The following is a 22053-nucleotide window of genomic DNA, read 5'->3' as shown; positions in this document are numbered from 1 at the left end:
GAACAAAACAGTCAGTTGTTTAGGAGGCGTTTGTAATTTGAAAAATAACCTTTTAAAAAATGAATTAATGGCGATCTTTAAAAATAAAAAGCTTCTTATCCCAATTATCGCCATTCTCTTCATTCCAGTTCTTTATAGCGGCATGTTTCTTTGGGCGTTCTGGGATCCATATGCACACATGGATGATCTGCCCGTTGCTGTTGTCAATGAAGATCATGGTGCAAGCTTCGAAGGAAAGGAACTTAAGCTTGGGGATGAACTGATTGACAAACTGAAGGAAAGCAGTGACTTTAATTTTAAATTTGTCGACAAAAACAATGCTTATGAGGGGCTAAATAATCAAAAGTATTATATGCTGATCGAAATTCCAGAGAACTTTTCCAATAATGCAACAACCTTATTGGATGAAAATCCCGAAAAGCTAAAATTGGTCTATGTGCCAAACGAGAGTGCTAATTTCCTATCAGCTCAAATTGGCGAAACAGCTATGGAAAAAATAAAAGCCTCACTCTCAGAGAAAGTGACTGAAACCTATGCAGAAACCATGTTTGATAAAATCACTGATGTGGCAGATGGAATTGGGCAAGCGACCGATGGGGCTTCGAAAATAAATGATGGGGCAAAGCAGCTGAAAGACGGTTCTTCAGCCTTGCACGAAAAACTAGCTCTATTAGCACAAAAGTCTATTGAATTTAATGAGGGTGTAGGGAAGGTAAGTAACGGATCTAAGGAATTAAACACAGGTGCAGCGAACCTAGCTGCAGGACTTGGCCAGCTTCAAGATGGACATCAACAGCTTGAGGATGCATCCACACGATTAAAATCCGGCCATGATCAGCTGGCTGCCGGAGTTTCTAAGGCCAATGCGGGAATTCAAACAATGAATGAAAAAGTTCCGGCAATTGTTGCAGGAACTGAGCAAATTGAGGCAGGAGCGAATAACCTCACTGCATCACTGCAAGCATGGCAGACTGAGGCTCAGAAGGTTAGCGGAGGAATGGCACAGCTGCAGGAGCAGCTTAAAGGTGTTATCAGCCAAATGCCTGCAGATTCTGCGCAAAGGGCAGAACTTGAGGCAGTATTAAACCAGTTGAAGAACGGCACGGATCAGCTTGCGGGCTCAGCGGGACAGCTGGCTTCCGGAAGCTCAGAATTAGCTGGCAAGATCGGCGAGCTTAATACTGGCCAGCTCCAGCTTCAGCAGGGGGTAAAAGAGCTTGCTCAAGGCGGCATTCAGCTTCAAGATGGGGTGAATGAAATATCAAAAGGAGAGGCTGACTTTGTTGCTGGCATGCAAACTTTTGGACAAAAGTTTGCTGAAGCAAAAGCAGGTGCAGACAAGCTGGCTAATGGTACTGTTGAGCTTGAAAAAGGCCTAGGCCAGCTAGGGGACGGTTCTAGTGCAATGACAGACGGGACTGCTCAGCTTAAAGACGGCGCCAAAAAAATAGCTGATGGAAACTCTGCATTAGAAGAGGGTTCCAAGGAATTAGCTGATAAATTATCTGAAGGAGCGGATAAGGCTTCTGCAGTACATGCGGACGATAAAACTTATAGTATGATGGCAGGTCCAGTTAAAGTTGATAATGAGAAGATACATGAAGTGCCAAATTATGGTACAGGATTTGCTCCTTACTTCTTATCATTAGGTCTTTTTGTAGGTGCATTGCTTATTTCTATTGTGTTTCCTTTACGAGAGCCAGCGGCGGTGCCGAAGAGCGGCTTTAGCTGGTTTGCAAGCAAGTTTTTAATTATACTAGGTATTGGTGTCATTCAGGCCTTGCTTGCTGTGTTTATTTTGCTTGAAGGATTGAAGATCGAGGTTCAAAGTGTGCCGCTGTTTATCGTGTTTGCCATTATAACAAGCTTGACTTTTATCACATTAATTCAGTTCCTTGTTACGACAATGGCAGATCCTGGACGTTTTGTTGCTATTATCATTTTGATATTGCAATTAACTACAAGCGCAGGCACTTTCCCGCTTGAACTCATTCCGGAGCCTTTACAGCCGATAAATGCATTTCTGCCAATGACATATACCGTTTCAGGCTTTAAGGCTGCTATATCAAGCGGGGATTTCAGCTTTATGTGGCATAATGCAGGAATATTGGGGATCTTTACTATTATCTTTATTGCAGGTACGATCGCTTATCTTACAATCAAGCATAAGAAACAATATAGCAGTATGACTGTAACAGCTGCAGAATAAAAATAAGACCAGCCGGGTTATTTCCTGGCTGGTCTTTTACGTTAGAAATAATTAGATATCTTTGACTCCAAGGCAATGATCACATTTATTGCCGTAGCATTCGTGCTGCTCCTCAATTGATTTTCCGCATTCTGTACACTGTTTTGCCGGTAAATTTCTAAAGAAGTCTAGAATGTTCTGAATCATTTTGCCTTCCCCCTAGCAAATTGTTTGATTAATTTAATTATTTATTGTTTTTATTGTATTATAACAGAATCACTGTGTCAATAACTGTTTCAATACAAAATGAAAAAAATGAAAAAATAGGCTGTTTTGGGTATATTAGAAATAGGTGTAATAGGACAAGGGGGATGGATATGAAATTCACAGTAATAGGTTATTGGGGAGGATATCCTAAAGCAGATGAGGCAAGCACAGGATATTTGCTTGAACATAATGGATTCAAGTTAGCTATAGACTATGGCAGCGGTGTACTTTCAAAAATGCAAAAGGTACTGAAGCCGGAGGAATTGGATGCAGTTATTCTTTCTCACTATCATCCTGACCATACCGCAGATATCGGTGTGCTGCAGCATGCAAGACTTATTCAGGGCTTTTTAGGGAGTAAATCAGAATGTCTTCCTATATACGGACATCTTGAAGATGAATATGAGTTTTCTAAACTTACCTATAAACATATTACAAAAGGCATAGGTTATCAGCCTCTTCAAACTTTAACAATCGGTCCTTTTGATGTACAATTTTTACAGACGGACCACCCGGTACCATGCTATGCTATGAGAATTGAAGCTGATGGGAAGTCTCTTGTTTATACCGGTGACACTTCCTATAAAGAGCAGCTAGTTTCATTCAGCAAGGATGCTGATTTATTAGTTTGTGAATGTAATTTTTACGGCAGCCAGGACGGTAAAAATGCAGGGCACATGACAAGTTTTGACGCAGGAACCTTGGCAAATAATGCAAATGTGAAAAAGCTGCTTCTTACGCACTTGCCGCACTACGGAGAATTAGAACAGCTAAAGAAAGAAGCTTCGGAATTTTACAGCGGGCCTATTGAACTAGCGTCCTATTTGTGGTCTAAAGACTTTTAAAGGAGCGAATCCAAATGTTATTTATTGATAACAAAGGGATCAATGATCCAAGAATTAACCTTGCTATTGAAGAATATGCCTTAAAGAACCTTGATATAAACGAAACGTATTTACTTTTTTACATAAATGAGCCTTCGATTATAATCGGAAAAAATCAGAATACCATTGAAGAAATTAATACGGAATATGTGGAGAAAAATGGCATTCATGTGGTGCGGCGCTTATCCGGTGGCGGTGCAGTTTACCATGATCTAGGGAATTTAAACTTCAGCTTCATTACAAAGGATGACGGGGAAAGCTTTCATAATTTCCGCAAATTTACGGAGCCGGTTGTCGAGGCATTAAAAAAACTTGGAGTCAATGCTGAGCTCAGCGGCCGGAATGATTTAACTGTCGAAGGAAGAAAGATTTCCGGGAATGCCCAATTCTCAACAAAAGGAAGAATGTTCAGCCATGGAACCTTAATGCTGGATTCCGAAATTGAAAATGTTGTATCTGCTTTAAGAGTTAAAAAGGACAAAATTGAATCGAAGGGGATTAAATCAATTCGCAGCCGTGTTGCCAATATTTCTGAGTTTCTTGAAGAAAGCATTTCAATGGAACAATTCCGTTCCCTCCTGCTAGAATATATTTTCGGCGGTGCTGATCAAATAATAGAGTACAAGCTGACAGATGAAGATTGGGAGAAAATTAATCAATTATCGCAGGAAAGATATCAGAACTGGGATTGGAATTACGGTAAATCACCGAAATTTAATCTTCAGCATTCTCACCGATTTCCTGTTGGGTCGATTGATGTTCGCCTTGAGGTGGAAAAGGGACAAATTGAAAACTGCAAAATCTATGGTGACTTCTTTGGCGTTGGTGATGTAAGCGAAATAGAAAATAAATTGACTGGCATCCGCTATGAAAAAGCAGAAATGGAAAAAGCGCTGGAGGATGTAGATATTAAGCATTACTTTGGCAATATTACAAAGGACGAATTTTTAAATTTAATATATTAATTCAAAAAAGGGCGTTTCTCGAGAGGGAAGTCCTTTTTCTATATGGAGTGTCAAAGTTTATTTAGATTGATTTAGTAACTAGTTGATTGGAGCGGAAGGCGCGAAGACTCCTGCGGGAGTGCGGGACAGGGGAGACCCCGCAGGAGCGCTAGCGACGAGGAGGCTTCCCGAACCGCCCGCGGAAAGCGTAGCGCCTGGAGTGGAAATCAACGGCTGAATTTTACACAGTCTTTCTATTTTAATCAACTTTCCTCTTGTATCCTTAACTTTCTTTCAATATAATATATTTAGAAAATTCTAATGAATGACCACTCATTCATGAGGAGGGGGAAGAGAAATGAATTTAACTCAACAACTCCATGAAACCGCAGCAAAGATGGCAGACAAAACGGCTTATTATTTTATGGACCAGCCTAGTTCATATGCTGAACTTGATGGTGCTGTAACAAAGTTTGCATCCGGGCTTGAAAAGCTCGGAGTGAAAAAAGGAGATCATATTGCCTTATTGCTGGGGAATTCGCCGCACTTTGCCATAAGCTTCTACGGCGCTTTAAGGCTTGGCGCAACAGTAATACCTATTAACCCAATCTATGCCCCTGATGAAATTGGCTATATTGTTAAAAACGGTGATGTGAAAGCTGTTGTCATGCTTGATCTGCTTCTCCCGCTGGCTGAAAAAATGCATCCAGTGCTAGCGTCGGCTGAGCATTATATCATTTGTGAGACTCCTCAAGGGAAAAGTGCTGGCAGTGATCTGTCGCAATTAACTATTTACCCAAAAATGAAATCGTTTTCAGAAATAATTGCTTTGGGGAGTTTAGACTTTGAGGCTCCTGAATTAGATGATGAAGATGTTGCCGTCATTCTTTATACCTCCGGGACAACTGGCAGGCCAAAAGGCGCTATGCTGACGCATAAAAACCTCTATTCGAATGCAAAAGATGTTGGAGAATACTTGCAGATGAATGGAAATGACCGCGTCATCACTACACTTCCAATGTTTCATGTATTCTGTTTAACAGTTGCATTAAATGCACCGCTCCTCAGCGGCGCAACCATTATTATTGATCCCAAATTCAGCCCGAAGGAAGTCTTCAGAATCGTTGATAAATATGAGGCTACCGTATTTGCCGGAGTCCCTACCATGTATAATTTTCTGCTCCAATATGCACAAGCACATGGAGGAAATTTAGATTCCCTTCGTTTATGCATATCTGGTGGAGCTTCAATGCCTGTTGCTTTATTAAATGGCTTTGAAAAGAAATTTAATGTAATGATTTCTGAAGGCTATGGGTTATCTGAAGCATCGCCTGTTACCTGTTTTAATCCGCTTGACCGCCCTAGAAAACCTGGATCCATTGGCACTAATATTGTCAATGTGGAGAATAAGGTTGTTGATGAGCTCGGCGAGGAAGTACCTGTTGGACAGGTTGGGGAATTAATTATCAGAGGCCCAAATGTGATGAAGGGATACTATAAAATGCCGGAAGAAACAGCTGCGAGCATAAGAGACGGCTGGCTATACACCGGTGACATGGCCCGCATGGATGAAGATGGCTATTTTTATATCGTCGACCGCAAAAAGGAATTAATTATTGTCGGCGGATTTAATGTCTATCCAAGGGAAGTTGAAGAAGTGCTTTATAATCATCCCGATGTGGTGGAAGCAGCCGTTATTGGTGTTCCTGACCCTAACCAGGGTGAGTCAGTAAAAGGATATGTTGTAAAGAAAAATCCTTCTTTAACAGAAGAGGAGCTTCTTGCTTATTGCAAGGATTGCTTAGCAAAGTATAAAGTTCCAACATCCATTGAATTTATTGATGAACTTCCCAAAAATACGACAGGAAAAATCCTGCGGAGGGCCTTGAAAACTGAAATGGTGCAAAATAGCTAAAAAGGCGGACAGATTGTCCGCTTTTTTTTAGTATTTTAATATAAGTATTTTTTTGAAAATGACAGAAAATACTTGAAATTAAGCGTGTTCGGCTTTATAATTTAATGAATAAAAGCATTGAAGCGCAAAAGCGGACTTGGTATAAAATAGGAAAAAAGGCGTGCAACATGGTACGGCTTTAATGATTAATGAGAAGAAAGGGAGATTCATATGCCTACAGCCTTATTTGGTTCTATTGAGGCAGGTTTTATCTATGCTTTAATGGCCTTGGGAGTTTACTTGTCATTTAGAATACTTGATTTTCCAGACCTGACAGTTGACGGAAGCTTCGTAACCGGCGGTGCAGTTGCAGCAGTTCTGATCGTTGGCGGAACAGATCCATTCCTCGCTACAATTGCAGCCCTATTCAGCGGGTTTGCCGCAGGCTGTGTAACTGGTCTTCTTCATACAAAAGGAAAAATTAATCCTCTTTTATCAGGGATATTAATGATGATTGCCTTATATTCTATAAATCTAAGAATAATGGGCAAGGCTAATGTTCCGCTGTTAGCTGAGGAGACAATTATTACAAAGCTTACAGCTTTCTGGAAGAGCTTGGGATTAGATGAGATGCTGTCATTTCTTGGTTTTGTTCCAAAGACATGGGGAATTCTTATATTTATGCTAATTCTCTCCTTTGCTGTAAAGCTGATTATTGACAGATTCTTAAAAACAGAAATTGGCTTGGCCATAAGAGCCACTGGGAACAATGAAACAATGATTCGCAGCTTTTCGGCTGATACAGATATTTTAAAGATCATCGGATTAGGGATCTCAAATGGGCTTGTGGCTTTATCAGGGGCCCTTGTCGCTCAATACAACGGATTTAGCGATGTTGGAATGGGAATTGGCATGATTGTCATCGGGCTTGCATCTGTTATTATCGGGGAGGCTATCTTCGGTGCCAAAACAATTGTCCGTGCAACCTTCGCTGTAATTGGCGGGGCCGTTCTCTACAGGATTATTGTCACACTCGCTCTTCGTGTAGAATTTCTTGAAACAGGTGACATGAAGCTTATTACAGCATTTATTGTTGTCTGTGCGCTTATAGTGCCAAAGATCATTGAAAAACAGAGGGAAAAACAGCGTAAGAAACGACGATTGGCCAATTTTTCTCAAAAAGCTTACGAGAGTGGTGAACAACTTGCTGCAGTTAAAACAGATTCATAAAGTATTTAATGAAGGTACACCAGATGAAAAGATTGCACTTAAGGAAATGACTCTCCATCTAAAGCCAGGCGATTTTATGACTGTTATAGGCAGTAATGGAGCAGGAAAGTCTACACTGATGAACTTAATTTCAGGGAAGATGACTCCAGATCTCGGTCATGTGATTATTGACGGGAATGATGTAACTGCTGTTAAAGAACATAAGAGATCTAAACTGATCGGCCGCGTTTTCCAGGATCCCATGGCAGGTACTGCACCTGCGATGACGATTGAAGAGAACCTTGCTATTGCCTACGCAAGACCAGCTTCCCGCGGACTAAAAAAAGGTGTGACGAAATCACGCAGGGATTTCTTTAAAGAAAAATTAGAAACCCTTCACCTTGGCTTAGAGAACCGTCTGCAGGCAAAGGTTGGTTTACTGTCAGGAGGAGAAAGGCAGGCGTTGTCGCTGCTAATGGCTACATTTACGGAGCCAAAGATTTTACTTCTTGATGAACATACAGCTGCACTTGATCCATCTCGTGCAGAGCTGATTACAAAGCTGACAAAAGAAATTGTTGAATCCTATAAGCTTACTACTCTAATGGTCACGCATAATATGCAGCAGGCCTTAGATCTTGGAAATCGACTGATTATGATGGATAAGGGACAATTAATTTTTGAAGCGAATGAGGAACAGAAACAGCACTTAACGGTTGAAAAACTGTTAGCCGAATTCCAGCGCATCCGCGGTGAAAAAATGATCAGCGACAAAGCTGTTCTAATATAATCATAATGCCAAAGGCATATCACTTTTGTGGTATGCCTTTGATTGTGGAAATGCTGTTATCAAACTATTACTTATTTTTGGTATAATAACTCCATATACAATAGGCAGTTCTAATACTTAGCTATGTTAAAGGTTAATGTTGATTTTAACCACTTAGTTGATTGGAATGGAAGGCGCGTTGACTCCTGCGGGAGAAGCGTGTTCAGGGGAGACCCCGCAGGAGCGAAGCGACGAGGAGGCTCCCGAACCGCCCTAAGGTGCGCGAAGCGCCTGGAATGGAAATCAACGGCTAAGTTTAACATAGCTATATTTAAATAATATTAAAGGCGGTGATTTCATTGGCTGAACTTGCAATGAACAAAACGCACCCAGAGTTTAAGAGAGGGTTCCAGTCTGGAGTCAGCATTGCCATTGGATACGCACCGATTGCCATTACATTTGGACTTCTCGCAAAAACTACTGGATTGACATTTGGAGAAACCATATTAATGAGCCTCATTGTTTTTGCCGGTGCATCCCAATATATTTCTTTAAGTTTAATCTCGTTAGGGACAGGTGTATTTGAAATTATTTTGACTACGTTTATCGTGAACATTCGGCATTTTTTAATGTCTGCAGCTCTAAATGAGAAAAGCGAAAAAGGTCAAACGATCAATAAAGCGGTTTATTCCTTTGGCATCACTGATGAAACATTTTCAGTTGCAGCCATGCGGGACGATACGGTCACCTCTGGCTATATGTTTGGCCTTAATTTGATTTCCTATTGCAGCTGGGTGTTGTGCTCCGGGGTTGGGTTTTATCTTGGAGCAAACCTTCCGCAAACCTTGCAGGAGAGCATGTCTATTGCCCTTTATGCGATGTTTATCGGGCTTTTAACCCCTTCCATGAAAAAGAGCATGAAAGTGGTGTTTTTGGCAGCTTTAGCAGCCTGTTTAAATACAGTTTTTACGATGACTACTGAACTTTCAACTGGGTGGGCAATTGTAATTTCTACTCTAATATCTGCCGTTCTTGTTGAACTGATTGAAGGCATGAAGGCTAAGACAGGGGAGGAAGAGGATGAGAAGTGAAATTGTCTGGATGATTGTCGGAATGGGGCTTGTCACTTACATACCAAGAATGCTTCCCTTTGTCTTATTTAAAGGAAAGGAGTTGCCTCCGTTTTTGCAGGGGGTTTTAAAAAACGTCCCTTCTGCCACTTTAGGAGCGCTTATCTTTCCAGGGGTGTTTTTTATAAATGAAGATATTTGGTTTGGGATTTTCGGAGCAGCAGTTGCTTTTATTGCCGCTTATTTAGGGGCGAATGTTATTGTCGTTGTTCTGGGCTCGATTGCTGCACTATCATTGTACTCATTTATTATTTGAAACAAATACCGGTTCCGGCTAAGGACCGGTTTTTAATCTGGGAAAAATGTACAACCTAATGAAGTAAGCAGTCTTTTCGTCTGAAAAAGTTCTAAATAATAAATCTTTATACTAAATATTATTAGGGGTTGTACAAAAGGGGGGAGTGAATTGGCGAGAAAGATAGGATTATACGGTGTCATCGCCTATTGTCTGTACGGACTGTTTTTTTACTGGTACTTATTTTATTTTGCTGATACTAGGCTGCCTTTTGAATATGAGGGAACAAGGGCCGATCCCGCCATGTTCTTAGATGCACGGGAACTAATGCTTAGTGAGGACTATTCAAAGATAAGAAATTTATTATTTTTCTTATCAACCCCGTTTGAATGGCTTTTTTATCTTTTTATTTTGCTGCTTGGTTTATCGGGCGCTTTTAAAAGATGGGCTGACCAATCGTCAAAAATTAAATATGCTCGTGTGGCTATTTACTTGATTTGGCTTCATGTTTTTGCCTTTGCTGTCACATGGCCGCTAAACTATATTAGCTACTCCCTGTCAAAAAGCTATCATATTTCGACGCAGAGCTTTACGGGGTGGATGAAGGATGAGCTTATTGACTTTTGGGTGAATTATGGAACGATGCTGATCCTTGTCTCGGTTCTGTACTGGCTAATGAACAAAAGCAGCAAAAGATGGTGGCTTTATGCCTGGATGCTCTCGGTTCCGTTTACGCTGTTTATGATGTTTATCCAGCCGGTGGTTATTGATCCGCTGTATAACGACTTTTACCCATTGAAAAATAAGGTACTGGAAGCTCAAATTTTGGAAATGGCTGATAAAGCAAATATCCCTGCAGAGCATGTTTTTGAAGTGAATATGTCTGAAAAAACGAATGCACTGAATGCGTACGTGAACGGGATCGGTTCTAATTCAAGAATTGTTCTGTGGGACACAACGCTGAATCGGCTGACAGACAAGCAAATTTTATTTATCATGGCCCATGAGATGGGGCATTACGTTGAAAAGCATATTTATTTCGGGATAGCCGGATATCTATTGCTATCCTTAATTGGTCTTTATTTAACGGCAAAGATCATGGAGTATGCGGTTTTACGCTGGGGCGCAGCATTAAAAATTCCTCATGTTGCCGATATACGTTCACTTCCGCTTTTTCTAATGATTATTTCTATGCTGTTATTTATCTCAAGTCCTTTATCCAATTTTGTTTCCCGTTATCAAGAGGCAAGAGCGGACACATATGCCATTGAGATGACAAAGGATGCTGATTCTGGGGTTGAAACCTTTCAGGAGCTGACAAGAGCTGGCTTGAGTCAAGTTAATCCGCCGCTGCTCGTCAAAATTTTTCGCTATGGCCATCCGACTATGCTTGAACGTATTACCAGAATCGAGGAATTTGAAATGGAACATCGCAAATAATTAGAAAATCCCCTGTCTATTACGAAGTGACGGGGGATTTCTATATATCTAATTCCCAAACTTTTTGACAAGTTCTATATACTTTTGAGATAAACGTTTAAATGATGATTGATCACCTTTGTCAATAGCAGCATCGATTTGATTCATGAGCCTTTCTTTTTCTCTGTTCAGAAGCACTTCCGTAAGCAGGGAGTCAATATAAAGATCCAGGACAAATGATTCTCTTAATCTCTTTTTCTTCATTGCTTCTTTTTTCATCAGCTCGGTGTATGATTTTTCATTCAAGAAAATCACCTCAATGCTTTTTATTATTATATGGAGTTTTTGGTATTTATTCAACCAAATTTTTATAATTTTTAGAAAATAGCCCATCCAGAGTGAATTAGTGTGATAAATGTCACCTTTTAGAAAAGTTTGACAATTTTTGTCGAAATGGTATAATTGTACCAGTTGCTCTTAACAATTTAGAGGAGATGAAAGAATGAAGCATTCAGAAAAAATACAATTAGTAGAGGAGTACATAATTAATCCAAACACCATGGCTGTTTTACCTATACAATATGGAAATAAATTGTACTCACAAATTGTTGAGCTTGAAGATAAATTTGTGTCCCCATTCAAACCTCTTTACATCGTGCGAAAGAGCTGCAGATTCTTCGGAGTTAATTTCGAGGCGAGAAAAGATGGTACCCGCCAATTGACTGGAGTGAACCGAAAAGCGCCTATCACGATTGACCCCTCAAACCTTATTTACCTTTTCCCAACTACCTCGCCCCATAGGCCGGAATGCATATGGATTTCTGAAGAGCATATCATTGACAGCCATGCAGGAGATGCCGGCGATACAATTGTCGTATTCGCTAATAAACAAAGTCTTAGAATTCCTATCTCTTATCATTCATTCAATAATCAAATGCTGAAAACAGCTTTGCTGAAATCTAAATTGTCGAGCAGGATTAAAGAATCTGGGAGGAAAGCAATTTATTACATCGATGGAAGAAAATTTATGAAGGCTTCTGAAAGGACAGATACTTATTTTATTAAGGGAAAAGAATTATATGATTAAGCTGCCAGAAGCATGAAGATTTCATGCTTCATTTTTTTTTTGTATGTTTTGGCTGACATAATGGCGCTTAAATAAATAGAATTCCAAAAGCTCCTGTACCTTGTTGCGGATGCGGGGATTAAAGTAGTTGTGATGTTCTTCATACCCTTTATAAAGAAACATAAACATAGTAAAAGCTTCATCGCTTTGCAGCTGCTGAACCTTTAGTTTATTTTTTTGCATGTATTTTTTTACTTCAGCAAGCTCTTTTTGAATTACCTTCATTGTTTCTTCCACTAAATTTAAATAAGGCTGTTTGAGCTTGAAAGGGCTCTTGCCAATAACACTCAAATCGCGATTTAAAACGGTTAGAACCATAGGCAAATAAATGGCCTGCTCAAGGATGTCGCGATCCTTTTCAGGAATTCTCGTCATAAGTCATCATCCTTTTTTATTAAAAATTTCATTATTTCATCTCTATATATTATAGTAAGGGAACGTTTGTTCTATTCATCTATTTTATATGGAAACAGCTTTCTTGGCAAGTGGGGAATAAAAGGTTAGTTTAACAGAGATTTTTTTAAAAGAGATGATGGTAAATAGTATCTCTTTTTGCCAAATTGGGTGTACAATTTAAGAAATGAAGGCAACAATATAGGAACAGACAGGTTTTTTGATAGGTACAAGCCGTTTGTAATTTTCTTAAGTATCAGAAATAGGGAGATAGTATGGATCTTGAGTCACTGAAGGCTTTTTTTACACTGGAAAATATTATGGAATTAATAGACAAATACCGGTCATTTGGCCCGCTGCCAGGGCTTTTTCTACCGATGCTTGAGGCTTTTTTGCCCTTTCTGCCGCTCTTTGTTTTTGTTATGGCCAACGCCAATGCCTTTGGATTATGGTTTGGATTTTTAATCTCTTGGGCAGGTGCAACAGCGGGGGCGTTAATAGTCTTTTCCATTGTCAGGAAATATGGGCAAAAGAAAATTTTAAGATTTCTTAAAAAAAATTCACAGGTTAAAAGGCTCATGGCTTGGGTGGAAAGGCATGGTTTTGGACCTCTGTTCATTCTTTTATGCTTTCCGTTTACTCCGTCAGCCGTTGTCAATATTGTTGCCGGCTTATCAAAAATAAGTGTAGCGCAATATATGCTTGCTGTAATGGCAGGAAAAATGGTGATGATTTTTACAATCAGCTTTGTCGGCTATGATTTGAAATCAATTATTACGCAGCCTGTCCGAACCGCCATTGTCGGAATTATTATTTTTATCCTTTGGTATGTCGGGAAAAGAATTGAAATAAAGATAAATAAGAGAATGGAAAAGGAGAGAGAATGAAACCTTAGGGAGCACGAAAGGGGAGGGACATGTGAAGGAGGCAATAAAAAAAGAAGGAATGGAATGGCTAAAAGCTTTCGCCATTGGTATTATTATCTTTATTTTTATTCGTGCTTTTTTCTTTTCAAACTATGTCGTTGAAGGCGAATCGATGATGCCGACGCTTGAAGATGGAAACAAGCTGATCGTTAATAAAATTGGATACCAGGTGGGAGACTTAAACCGCTTTGATGTCATCGTTTTTCATCACAACGAAGAAGAAGATTTTGTAAAAAGAATTATCGGATTGCCTGGGGATAAGATTGAATATCGCGATGATTACTTATATATTAATGGCGAAAAAGTGGCCGAACCATATTTGGATAAATATCGCAAACAAATTGCAGCAGGCAAGCTGACTGGTGATTTTACCTTAAAGGAAATAACCGGTGAAGAAATAGTGCCTGAAGGAAAACTATTTGTCCTCGGCGATAACCGCAAAAAGAGCTGGGACGGCCGACAATTTGGATTTATCAATGCTGAGCAGGTAGTCGGAAAAGTAAACCTCAGATATTGGCCATTAGAGGAAATGGATATTTCATTTTAAAAGATCTCTACGCAGGGGTCTCTTTTTTTGCCCTAAATTTTTACAGATTAGAGAAACAAAAACTCTTCTGCTTCTATGATAAAATACTTACATAGGATTGAACTGTATTTATTAGGAAAGGGGAGGGTTATCCGTGTCTGTACGATTATTAATAGGCCGGTCCGGAAGCGGAAAAACAGAGCTCTGTTTAAATGAAATTCGTAATGAGCTAAGGTCTAATCCCTATGATGGCCCGCCGATTATTTATTTAGTGCCGGAACAAATGACATTCCTATCAGAATATAAATTAATTACTACACCAGGTCTAGGCGGAATGATCCGGACCCAGGTTTTTTCATTTACTCGTCTTGCCTGGCGTATTCTTCAGGAAACAGGCGGCTTAAGCAGAAAGCATTTGAACAGCGTGGGAATCAGCATGCTGATTCGAAAAATTATCGATGAGAAAAAAGATGATCTAAAGCTTTTCCAGCGGGCTGCTAACAAAACTGGCTTTATCCAGCAAGTTGAAAAAATGATGACAGAGTTCAAAAGATATTGTGTTAAGCCGGAGGAATTGTCCTACAAGCAAAACCAATTCGAAAAAGGACAAGGAAATAAGGCGCTTCAGGATAAGCTTCACGATCTTGAATTAATCTACCAAAGTTTTGAAGAATCTCTGCACGAGAAATATATCGATTCGGAGGATTATTTTACCCTGCTTGCCAATCAGGCTGCCAAATCCGAATACTTGAAGTCTGCCCATATCTATATTGATGGATTCTATAGCTTTACACCTCATGAATATTTGGTCGTCGAGCAATTGATGAAGCATTGCCAAAAAGTAACGATTGCCTTAACGCTTGATAAGCCGTTTGATCAGGTGCCGCCAGATGAGCTGCATTTATTCAGAATGTCTGGAGAAAGCTGCCAGACATTAGTTGAAATAGCGAAGACCAATAATGTGCCAATTGAAGAGCTGCTTCTGACAGAGCAAAAAAGATGGAAGCACCCATCCTTAAAGCATCTCGAGAAAAACTTTGACTTCAGGCCTGCTGTAAGCTTTCTGGAGGAAACAAGCGTCCATATTGCACATGCGGTCAATCGCAGAGCGGAAATCGAAGGCATAGCCAGGAAGATTATTCAACTAGTCCAGAAGGAAGGCTACCGGTATCGGGATATCGCCATTCTTACAAGAAATGGCGCGGACTATTTCGGGATTATTGAAACGGTGTTCCAAGATTATCATATTCCTCATTTTATTGACCAGAAACGGACAATGCTTAATCATCCATTAGTGGAATGCATACGTTCTGTCCTGGAGGTCATAATCGGGAAGTGGCGCTATGAACCAATTTTCAGGGCTGTAAAGACAGAGCTGTTATTGCCAGTAAAACTCGATGCCGATGTCCTGCGCGAACAAATGGACAGGCTGGAAAATTATGTCCTTGCCAATGGGATACAAGGTGAAAAATGGACAAATAAAAAACGTTGGGTGTACAGGAGAATCCGTGGGCTTGAATTTGGGTCATTTGCCCAAACAGATGCAGAAAAAGAAACAGAAGAAGAATTAAATAGGCTTAGAACTATGATTGCTGAACCGATTGCAAGATTGTCAAGACGCTTGGATAATGCGAGCATCGGGCGGCAATATTGTGAGGCAGTTTATTTATTCCTGGAGGAATTGGATGTCCCTGCTAAACTGGAACAGTGGAAGCTTGCCGAAGAGGAAAAGGGAAATTTAGTTAAAGCAAGAGAGCATGGACAAGCATGGAAGGCCATTATGGAACTGCTTGATCAGTATGTAGAAATGCTAGGCGAAGAAGAGGTATCTTTAAAGGAATTTTCCTCTATCCTTGATGCAGGCATGGAGACGCTGAACTTTTCACTTGTCCCTCCAGGACTTGATCAGGTTACTACAGCAGACTTAGAGGTATCAAGGCTTTCAGACGTTAAAGCGGCTTTTGTCATTGGGTTGAATGAGGGCGTCCTTCCTGCGAAGTTTTCTGAGGATGGGGTATTGGCCGATGATGAAAGGGAGCTATTGCTCACAAAAGGCCTTAAAATAGCACCAACAGGTAAAACGAGGCTTCTTGATGAGGAATTTATCGCTTATAAATCTTTTGTAACCCCAACAGATCAGCTGTTTATCAGCTATCCGCTTGCCAACGAAGAAGGCAAAGCATTAATGCCGTCATCCTATATTAAAAGAATTCAAGATATATTGCCGCAATGCAAGCAAGATGATTATTTGGCAGATCCGGCAGAGCTGCCTGAAGAAAAGCAGCTGGAGTATGTATCTAATTTAGAGACTGCTATGGCTTTTCTTGCATCGCAGTTACAGCTGAAAAAGAGAAATTATCCAATCTATGATTTTTGGTGGGACGTATATAATTTTTATCTTAAGAATGATACTTGGAAACAAGCAGCCCTCAAGGTGCTTTCAAGTTTAAATTATGAAAACCGGACAGAAAAGCTGGATGGCCAGTTAAGCAAAGAGCTGTATGGGGACACCATTCAGGCAAGCGTATCAAGAATGGAACTATTTCATGGCTGTCCGTTTTCCCATTTTGCCCAACATGGATTAAAGCTTAGAGAACGGCAAATTTACCGCCTTGAAGCTCCAGATATCGGCGAGCTATTTCACGCAGCATTGAAATATATTGCAGAAACGGTAATGAATAGAAAGCTTTCCTGGAGTCATCTGACTAGAGAACAATGTGAAATTCTTGCCCAGGAAGCAGTGGAAAGCTTAGCGCCAAAATTGCAGAATGAGATTCTATTAAGCTCAAATAGGCATTTTTATATAAAAAGAAAGCTGGAGCAAATCATTAGCCGTGCATCCTATATTTTAAGCGAACACTCTAAGGCGAGCGGTTTTTCCCCAGTAGGCCTTGAGCTAAGCTTTGGCCCAAAAGGTGAACTGCCTCCGCTGACTTTTCCATTGAAAAATGGCATGAAGATGGAACTTATCGGCAGAATTGACCGGGTGGATAAGGCCCAGGATGACAAGGGAGTCTTTCTGCGTGTCATGGATTATAAGTCCAGCTCAAGAGATTTAAATATTAACGAGGTCTACTACGGACTTGCTCTGCAAATGCTGACATATTTGGATATCGTCATCACCCACTCAAAGATTTTAGTTGGGGCCGATGCAGATCCTGCAGGTGTATTATATTTTCATGTTCATAACCCCATCATCAGCACATCAAAAATGCTGACAATGGATGAAATAGAAGAGGAAATCTTTAAAAAGTTTAAAATGGATGGCCTCCTTCTTGGTGATGAAAATGTCATTAGGCTTATGGATCAGACACTGGATTCAGGAGATTCCACGATTATTTCAGCCGGCTTTAAAAAGGACGGCGATTTAACTAAACGCTCAAAAGTGGCAAGCCGCCAGGAATTTCAGGATTTGCGCAAATTTGTTAAGAACATTTATACAAAAACCGGCACGCAGATTGTTGAAGGGAATGTGGAAATATCGCCTTACAAAATGAAGGAGAGAACGCCTTGTACGTTTTGTTCTTTTAAGCCAGTCTGTCAATTTGACGAATCCCTTGAAGCCAATAATTATCGCGCACTGCCACAGCAGCCAAAGGAAAAAGTGCTTGAATTAATAAGAAAGGAGGCCGGCGGCCATGAAATCACAAATACCCGCTAAACCAAAAGAGGCAACGTGGACAGATAGCCAGTGGGAGGCCATCATGGCCAAAGGGCAGGACATCCTGGTAGCGGCTGCTGCAGGATCGGGTAAAACAGCCGTCCTTGTTGAAAGGATCATCAATAAAATTATTTCAGAGGAAGATCCAATTAATGTTGATGAGCTGCTTGTCGTTACTTTTACGAATGCTTCCGCAGCGGAAATGAGGCATCGAATTGGCGAGGCGATTGAGAAGGCCATCAATGCAAATCCAAAGTCTATTCACTTGCGCAAGCAGCTGGCACTATTAAACAAAGCCTCTATTTCTACACTGCACTCCTTCTGCCTGGAAATGATAAGAAAATATTATTATATGATTGATATCGACCCTGGATTTCGGATTGCAGATGAAACAGAAGCTCAGCTTTTACGGGACGAGGTGCTCAGTGAGCTTTTTGAAGAGGAGTATGGCAAAGAGGGAAATGAAGCTTTTTTTGCGCTTGTTGATACGTTTTCAAATGACCGAAGTGATGAAGCGCTTCAGGATATTGTTCTGGATCTATATGATTTTGCCCGCGCCAATCCTAACCCGGACCAATATCTTGATTCAATGGCTAAGATGTATGATGTTCAAAATGAAGCGAAAATTGAGGACCTTCCATTTACCCATGTTCTGCTGCAGGACGCCCAACGGCAATTAAATGGAGCAAAACAGCTGCTCGAATACGCCTTAGAACTGACGAAGGTACCTGGGGGACCAGCACCAAGAGCAGAAAATTTTATTGCGGATTTGCAGGTTGTACAAGGACTGTTAATGGCAAAAGGAGAATCCTGGGAAACACTTTACGAAGCGATGCAGTCATGGTCCTTTGGCAGATTGAAGACTTGCAAAGGTGATGAATATGACAGTCATTTAGCGGATAAGGCGAAACAGCTGCGTGATAAGGCGAAAAAAATCATTCAAGATCTGCAATCTGAACTTTTTTCTCGAAAACCGCAAAGCTACATTCGTGACATGAGTGAGATGAAGCCTCACATCGAAACGCTTGTCTCTGTTGTAAAATCATTCTCAAGCAAATTTGATCAAGTAAAAACCGAAAGAGGCATTGTCGATTTTGCCGACCTGGAGCATTATTGTCTTGATATTCTTGCTGAAAAACACGATGATGGCACTGTCATTCCATCAGCCGCAGCCTTAAGCTGCAAGAAGAAATTCAAAGAAGTGCTTGTTGATGAGTATCAGGATGTGAACATGGTCCAGGAGGCGATATTAAGACTGGCAGCTATTGATTCACGAGAAGAGGGCAATATGTTTATGGTCGGTGATGTAAAGCAAAGCATTTACCGCTTTAGGCTTGCTGAACCAAATTTATTTTTAGGAAAATATAATCGTTTTTCAGTGAATGGCGAAACAGCGGGATTGCGGATTGATCTTGCGAAAAATTTCCGGAGCCGCAAAGAGGTTCTCTATGGCACGAATTATATTTTTAAACAGCTTATGGATGTATCAGTGGGTGAAATTGAATATGATGAGGCCGCAGAGTTAATTCCTGGGGCACCATATCCTGAAGTGAATTCGTATCCTATAGAGCTTGCCATGATTGATATGCAGAGCCTAGATATAGAGGAGCCCGAAGAAAACAGCGGGGAAGGCTTTGATGCAGCTGACCTTGCTCAATCACAGCTTGAGGCAAGATATATGGCTGGAAAAATTAAAGAAATCATTGCTGGCAGAAAGGAAGTCTATAATCCTAAAACAAAATCAAGCCGTCCCGCTATGTATCGGGATATAGTCATTCTTCTTCGCTCGATGACTTGGGCGCCGCAAATTATGGAGGAATTTAAACAGCAGGGAATTCCAGTCTATGCAAATCTATCAACAGGCTACTTTCAAGCGACTGAGATTTCGATTATGATGTCGCTGCTGAAAATCGTTGATAATCCCTATCAGGATATCCCGCTTGCCTCTGTCCTTAGGTCACCGATTGTTGGTTTGTCAGAAAAAGAACTTGCACAAATTAGACTTCAAGATAAAAAATCTTCCTTCTATGATGCATTAGCTGCCTTATGCGCAAGTAAGCCTGATGCTCTTTTGGAAGAGCTGTATGATAAAGTCCGGCCATTTTACGATGGTCTGAAAGAATGGCGTTCAATGGCAAGAAAGGGTGCGCTGTCTGAACTTATTTGGCATTTATTAAGAGAAACCAGATTTTACGACTTCGTCGGCGGGCTGCCTGGCGGGAAGCAGCGGCAGGCAAACTTAAGAGCATTATATGACCGTGCACGCCAGTATGAATCAACCTCATTCAGAGGTTTATTCCGCTTCTTAAGATTTATTGAGAGGATGCAGGATCTTGGTGAAGATCTCGGTGCCGCCCGGGCCTTAGGGGAACAGGAGGACGTTGTTCGCCTGATGACGATTCACAGCAGCAAGGGATTGGAGTTCCCTGTTGTCTTTATAGCAGGTCTGGGCAGAGAATTTAACACAATGGATTTAAGAAAAGCATATATGCTTGATAAGGAATTCGGGTTTGCAGCAAAATATGTTAATGCCAAAAAGAGAATTTCCTACCCGACCATTGCACAGATGGCTTTTAAAAAGAAAAAGAAAATGGAAATGCTTGCTGAAGAGATGCGCGTACTGTATGTTGCTTTAACAAGAGCTAAGGAAAAATTGTATTTAGTTTCTTCGGTAAAAGATGCTGAAAAAAAACTTAGTAAGTGGGTTCAAAGTGCTGACAATACTCAATGGACATTAAACGAGTTTGACCGGGTATCAGCCAATTGCTTCCTGGATTGGATCGGTCCTTCTTTAGTCAGACATAAAGATTGTGAGATTCTTAGAGGAGAGGGAACAAGTATCAGCCCCCTTGCTGCTGAAGAAATTACTGCGCATCCTTCAAGCTGGACAATTCGGCTGCTTACGAGCGAGGATGCGGCCGGAATCACGGAGGAAACTGATAGCATTGATGAATCATTGCTGCAAAAGGTGTATGCAGGCGAGCCTGTTCCAGTCCAATCTCATTTAAAGGAAAGGGTAGCTGCACAGCTGTCATGGGCCTATCCTTATAAATATGCCTCTCGTCACCGCTCTAAGCAGTCGGTTTCAGAAGTAAAGAGACAAAGAGAGGTCTTTTCACAGGAGGACAGCGGAACAGAATTTGTCAAAAAACTAAATGGGCCGTTATTTGACAGGCCGCAATTTATGCAGGAGAAATCCTTATCACCGGCTGAACGCGGAACGGCTATGCATTTAGTCATGCAGCATGTTGATCTTAAAAAAGAGATCACAGTGAGCTCTATTGATGAAAAAATGGAGGAAATGGTCCAAAAAGAATTACTCACTCCTGAACAATATGAGGTCCTTGATCCAAGTGATGTCTATCGCTTTTTCGAAACAGACCTCGGCCAGCGGATGATCCTCGCAAAGGAACTTAGAAGAGAGGTGCCGTTTAGTTTTGCTTTTCCAGCCAGCGACATATACAGTGATTGGCAGGGGGAAGATGAAACGGTTCTCATTCAGGGAATCATTGACTGTATTTTCTGGGATGAAAAGGGCCTTGTCCTGCTCGACTATAAAACCGATCGGATTACCGGCCGGTTTAAAGGCGGAATTGCCGAGGCAAAGCCAATCCTAGAAGACCGCTACAAAGTGCAAATTCAAATGTACGCCAAAGCACTCGAGCAAATCCTCAAAAAACAAATCAGTGAACGCTACCTATTCTTCTTTGACGGCGGCCACATTTTATCACTTTAAAGCAATGGGGGTCAGTCCCCCGGCGGATTAACGCATTAACGCGATGGGGGTCAGGCCCCCGGTGGTTTAATGCGTCACAGTGCCGGGGGACTGACCCCTTTTTTTAGTTGTTTCCGACTGTAGGCTGGTCAATCAGATTGGTGTCTAGGACGTTATTGGCATTTAAGCCGTTATTAGCAAAAATAATACCGCCCGTATTCAGTGCACCTTGACCAGTAGTTGATTTAGCATTGCTTTTCGGAGAAATATAAACGGAATCACCAAATTGAACAATGCCGCCACTGACATTTATGATTTGCACGGGACCAATAATTGCTGGCATAGCATACATCCTTTTTATAAAAACATTTGTGTTCCATCTGACCCCAATATTATATCCGGCTTTAATTGGCGGATATGTTTGACTCTTGCTTCCATTGCGATATGTTTGCTGCTTCCTATATGAATGACTGAGGCAGCAGATGCACCGAGGATATCTATATTATTAACTTTGATGATCGGTTTAAGATTCGTTGTCTGCATAGTCATCCTTTCCACAATAGGCTCCATGGGAATCGGCATGGAGAAGACATCGTATTTTCTAAAGCTTCCTTCATTGGTGAAAAATAGCTCTTCTTCCCGCTTGACGGCCAGTGCCCTAGATAGGCAGTGGATAAAAGCGGAATCGCCAATCTCAGCAACAGAAGAGTGTGACAGCGCATCTACCTTTAAATGATCAACAACAGATGTTCGAACAAACATCATGA

At 40.9% G+C, this 22053-nt stretch carries 19 protein-coding genes; 14 read left to right on the top strand and 5 right to left on the bottom strand.

Annotated features, from left to right (window positions below):
• Positions 1-37: 37 nt before the first annotated feature.
• Complete coding sequence (locus AC1Q59_RS19180; protein ID WP_492367475.1) at positions 38-2209, top strand: YhgE/Pip family protein; 2172 nt, start codon at positions 38-40, stop codon at positions 2207-2209.
• Positions 2210-2260: 51 nt separating this feature from the next.
• Here AC1Q59_RS19180 and yhfH read toward each other — a convergent pair whose 3' ends face one another.
• Positions 2261-2395, bottom strand: a complete 135-nt coding sequence (yhfH, locus tag AC1Q59_RS19175; RefSeq protein ID WP_492367474.1) for a protein YhfH — start codon at positions 2393-2395, stop codon at positions 2261-2263.
• Positions 2396-2565: 170 nt separating this feature from the next.
• Between yhfH and AC1Q59_RS19170 the strand changes: the two genes are divergently transcribed.
• The 8 genes from AC1Q59_RS19170 to AC1Q59_RS19135 all read left to right on the top strand — a co-directional run bounded on the left by AC1Q59_RS19170 (position 2566) and on the right by AC1Q59_RS19135 (position 10960).
• A complete protein-coding gene (locus AC1Q59_RS19170) occupies positions 2566-3300 on the top strand; it encodes an MBL fold metallo-hydrolase (RefSeq protein ID WP_492367473.1) in 735 nt (244 codons plus the stop codon).
• 14 nt (positions 3301-3314) lie between these two features.
• Positions 3315-4304 (top strand): lipoate--protein ligase, encoded by a 990-nt coding sequence (gene lplA, locus AC1Q59_RS19165; protein WP_492367472.1) that lies wholly within the window; start codon positions 3315-3317, stop codon positions 4302-4304.
• A gap of 337 nt (positions 4305-4641) precedes the next feature.
• The gene (locus AC1Q59_RS19160; protein ID WP_492367471.1) at positions 4642-6198 is read left to right on the top strand and encodes a fatty acid--CoA ligase family protein; all 1557 of its coding nucleotides are present in this window, start codon (positions 4642-4644) and stop codon (positions 6196-6198) included.
• 210 nt (positions 6199-6408) lie between these two features.
• Positions 6409-7407 (top strand): ABC transporter permease, encoded by a 999-nt coding sequence (locus tag AC1Q59_RS19155; protein WP_492367470.1) that lies wholly within the window; start codon positions 6409-6411, stop codon positions 7405-7407.
• Entirely contained in the window at positions 7382-8176 is a 795-nt protein-coding gene (locus AC1Q59_RS19150; RefSeq protein ID WP_492367469.1) for an ABC transporter ATP-binding protein, read from the top strand. Before AC1Q59_RS19155 ends, AC1Q59_RS19150 begins: the two co-directional genes overlap by 26 nt.
• A 338-nt stretch (positions 8177-8514) precedes the next feature.
• A complete protein-coding gene (locus AC1Q59_RS19145; RefSeq protein WP_492367468.1) occupies positions 8515-9246 on the top strand; it encodes an AzlC family ABC transporter permease in 732 nt (243 codons plus the stop codon).
• A complete protein-coding gene (locus AC1Q59_RS19140) occupies positions 9236-9541 on the top strand; it encodes an AzlD domain-containing protein (protein ID WP_492367467.1) in 306 nt (101 codons plus the stop codon). The genes AC1Q59_RS19145 and AC1Q59_RS19140 overlap by 11 nt, the downstream gene beginning before the upstream one ends.
• 150 nt (positions 9542-9691) lie before the next feature.
• The gene (locus AC1Q59_RS19135) at positions 9692-10960 is read left to right on the top strand and encodes a M48 family metallopeptidase (protein WP_492367466.1); all 1269 of its coding nucleotides are present in this window, start codon (positions 9692-9694) and stop codon (positions 10958-10960) included.
• Between the two features lie 48 nt (positions 10961-11008).
• On the opposite strand, the gene AC1Q59_RS19130 is transcribed toward AC1Q59_RS19135, so the two are convergent.
• Positions 11009-11245: an IDEAL domain-containing protein gene (locus tag AC1Q59_RS19130; protein WP_492367465.1), complete on the bottom strand. Its 237-nt coding sequence runs from the start codon at positions 11243-11245 to the stop codon at positions 11009-11011.
• A 196-nt stretch (positions 11246-11441) separates the two neighbouring features.
• Here AC1Q59_RS19130 and AC1Q59_RS19125 point away from each other — a divergent pair, with 196 nt between their 5' ends.
• The gene (locus AC1Q59_RS19125; protein WP_492367464.1) at positions 11442-12026 is read left to right on the top strand and encodes a competence protein ComK; all 585 of its coding nucleotides are present in this window, start codon (positions 11442-11444) and stop codon (positions 12024-12026) included.
• 21 nt (positions 12027-12047) lie between these two features.
• On the opposite strand, the gene AC1Q59_RS19120 is transcribed toward AC1Q59_RS19125, so the two are convergent.
• A complete protein-coding gene (locus AC1Q59_RS19120) occupies positions 12048-12440 on the bottom strand; it encodes a YhjD family protein (RefSeq protein WP_492367463.1) in 393 nt (130 codons plus the stop codon).
• 293 nt (positions 12441-12733) lie between these two features.
• On the opposite strand from AC1Q59_RS19120, the gene AC1Q59_RS19115 reads away from it, so the two are divergent.
• The 4 genes from AC1Q59_RS19115 (at position 12734) to addA (ending at position 21307) form a co-directional block, all read left to right on the top strand.
• On the top strand, positions 12734-13345 hold the full coding sequence (locus tag AC1Q59_RS19115) for a TVP38/TMEM64 family protein (protein ID WP_492367462.1): 612 nt from the start codon (positions 12734-12736) through the stop codon (positions 13343-13345).
• Positions 13346-13376: 31 nt separating this feature from the next.
• Positions 13377-13931, top strand: a complete 555-nt coding sequence (gene lepB, locus AC1Q59_RS19110; RefSeq protein ID WP_492367461.1) for a signal peptidase I — start codon at positions 13377-13379, stop codon at positions 13929-13931.
• A gap of 133 nt (positions 13932-14064) precedes the next feature.
• On the top strand, positions 14065-17571 hold the full coding sequence (addB, locus tag AC1Q59_RS19105; RefSeq protein WP_492367460.1) for a helicase-exonuclease AddAB subunit AddB: 3507 nt from the start codon (positions 14065-14067) through the stop codon (positions 17569-17571).
• On the top strand, positions 17549-21307 hold the full coding sequence (gene addA, locus AC1Q59_RS19100) for a helicase-exonuclease AddAB subunit AddA (protein WP_492367459.1): 3759 nt from the start codon (positions 17549-17551) through the stop codon (positions 21305-21307). Before addB ends, addA begins: the two co-directional genes overlap by 23 nt.
• A 103-nt stretch (positions 21308-21410) precedes the next feature.
• Here addA and AC1Q59_RS19095 read toward each other — a convergent pair whose 3' ends face one another.
• Together AC1Q59_RS19095 and AC1Q59_RS19090 are read right to left on the bottom strand one after the other, a co-directional pair.
• Positions 21411-21629 (bottom strand): spore germination protein, encoded by a 219-nt coding sequence (locus tag AC1Q59_RS19095; RefSeq protein WP_492367458.1) that lies wholly within the window; start codon positions 21627-21629, stop codon positions 21411-21413.
• Between the two features lie 14 nt (positions 21630-21643).
• On the bottom strand, positions 21644-22051 hold the full coding sequence (locus AC1Q59_RS19090; RefSeq protein WP_492367457.1) for a spore germination protein GerPE: 408 nt from the start codon (positions 22049-22051) through the stop codon (positions 21644-21646).
• Positions 22052-22053 lie beyond the last annotated feature (2 nt).

The organism is Cytobacillus sp. MT66 (genome assembly GCF_058792595.1).
The sequence above is the reverse complement of the archived record's forward strand: the minus strand, read 5'-3'. Positions and strand labels throughout refer to the sequence as shown.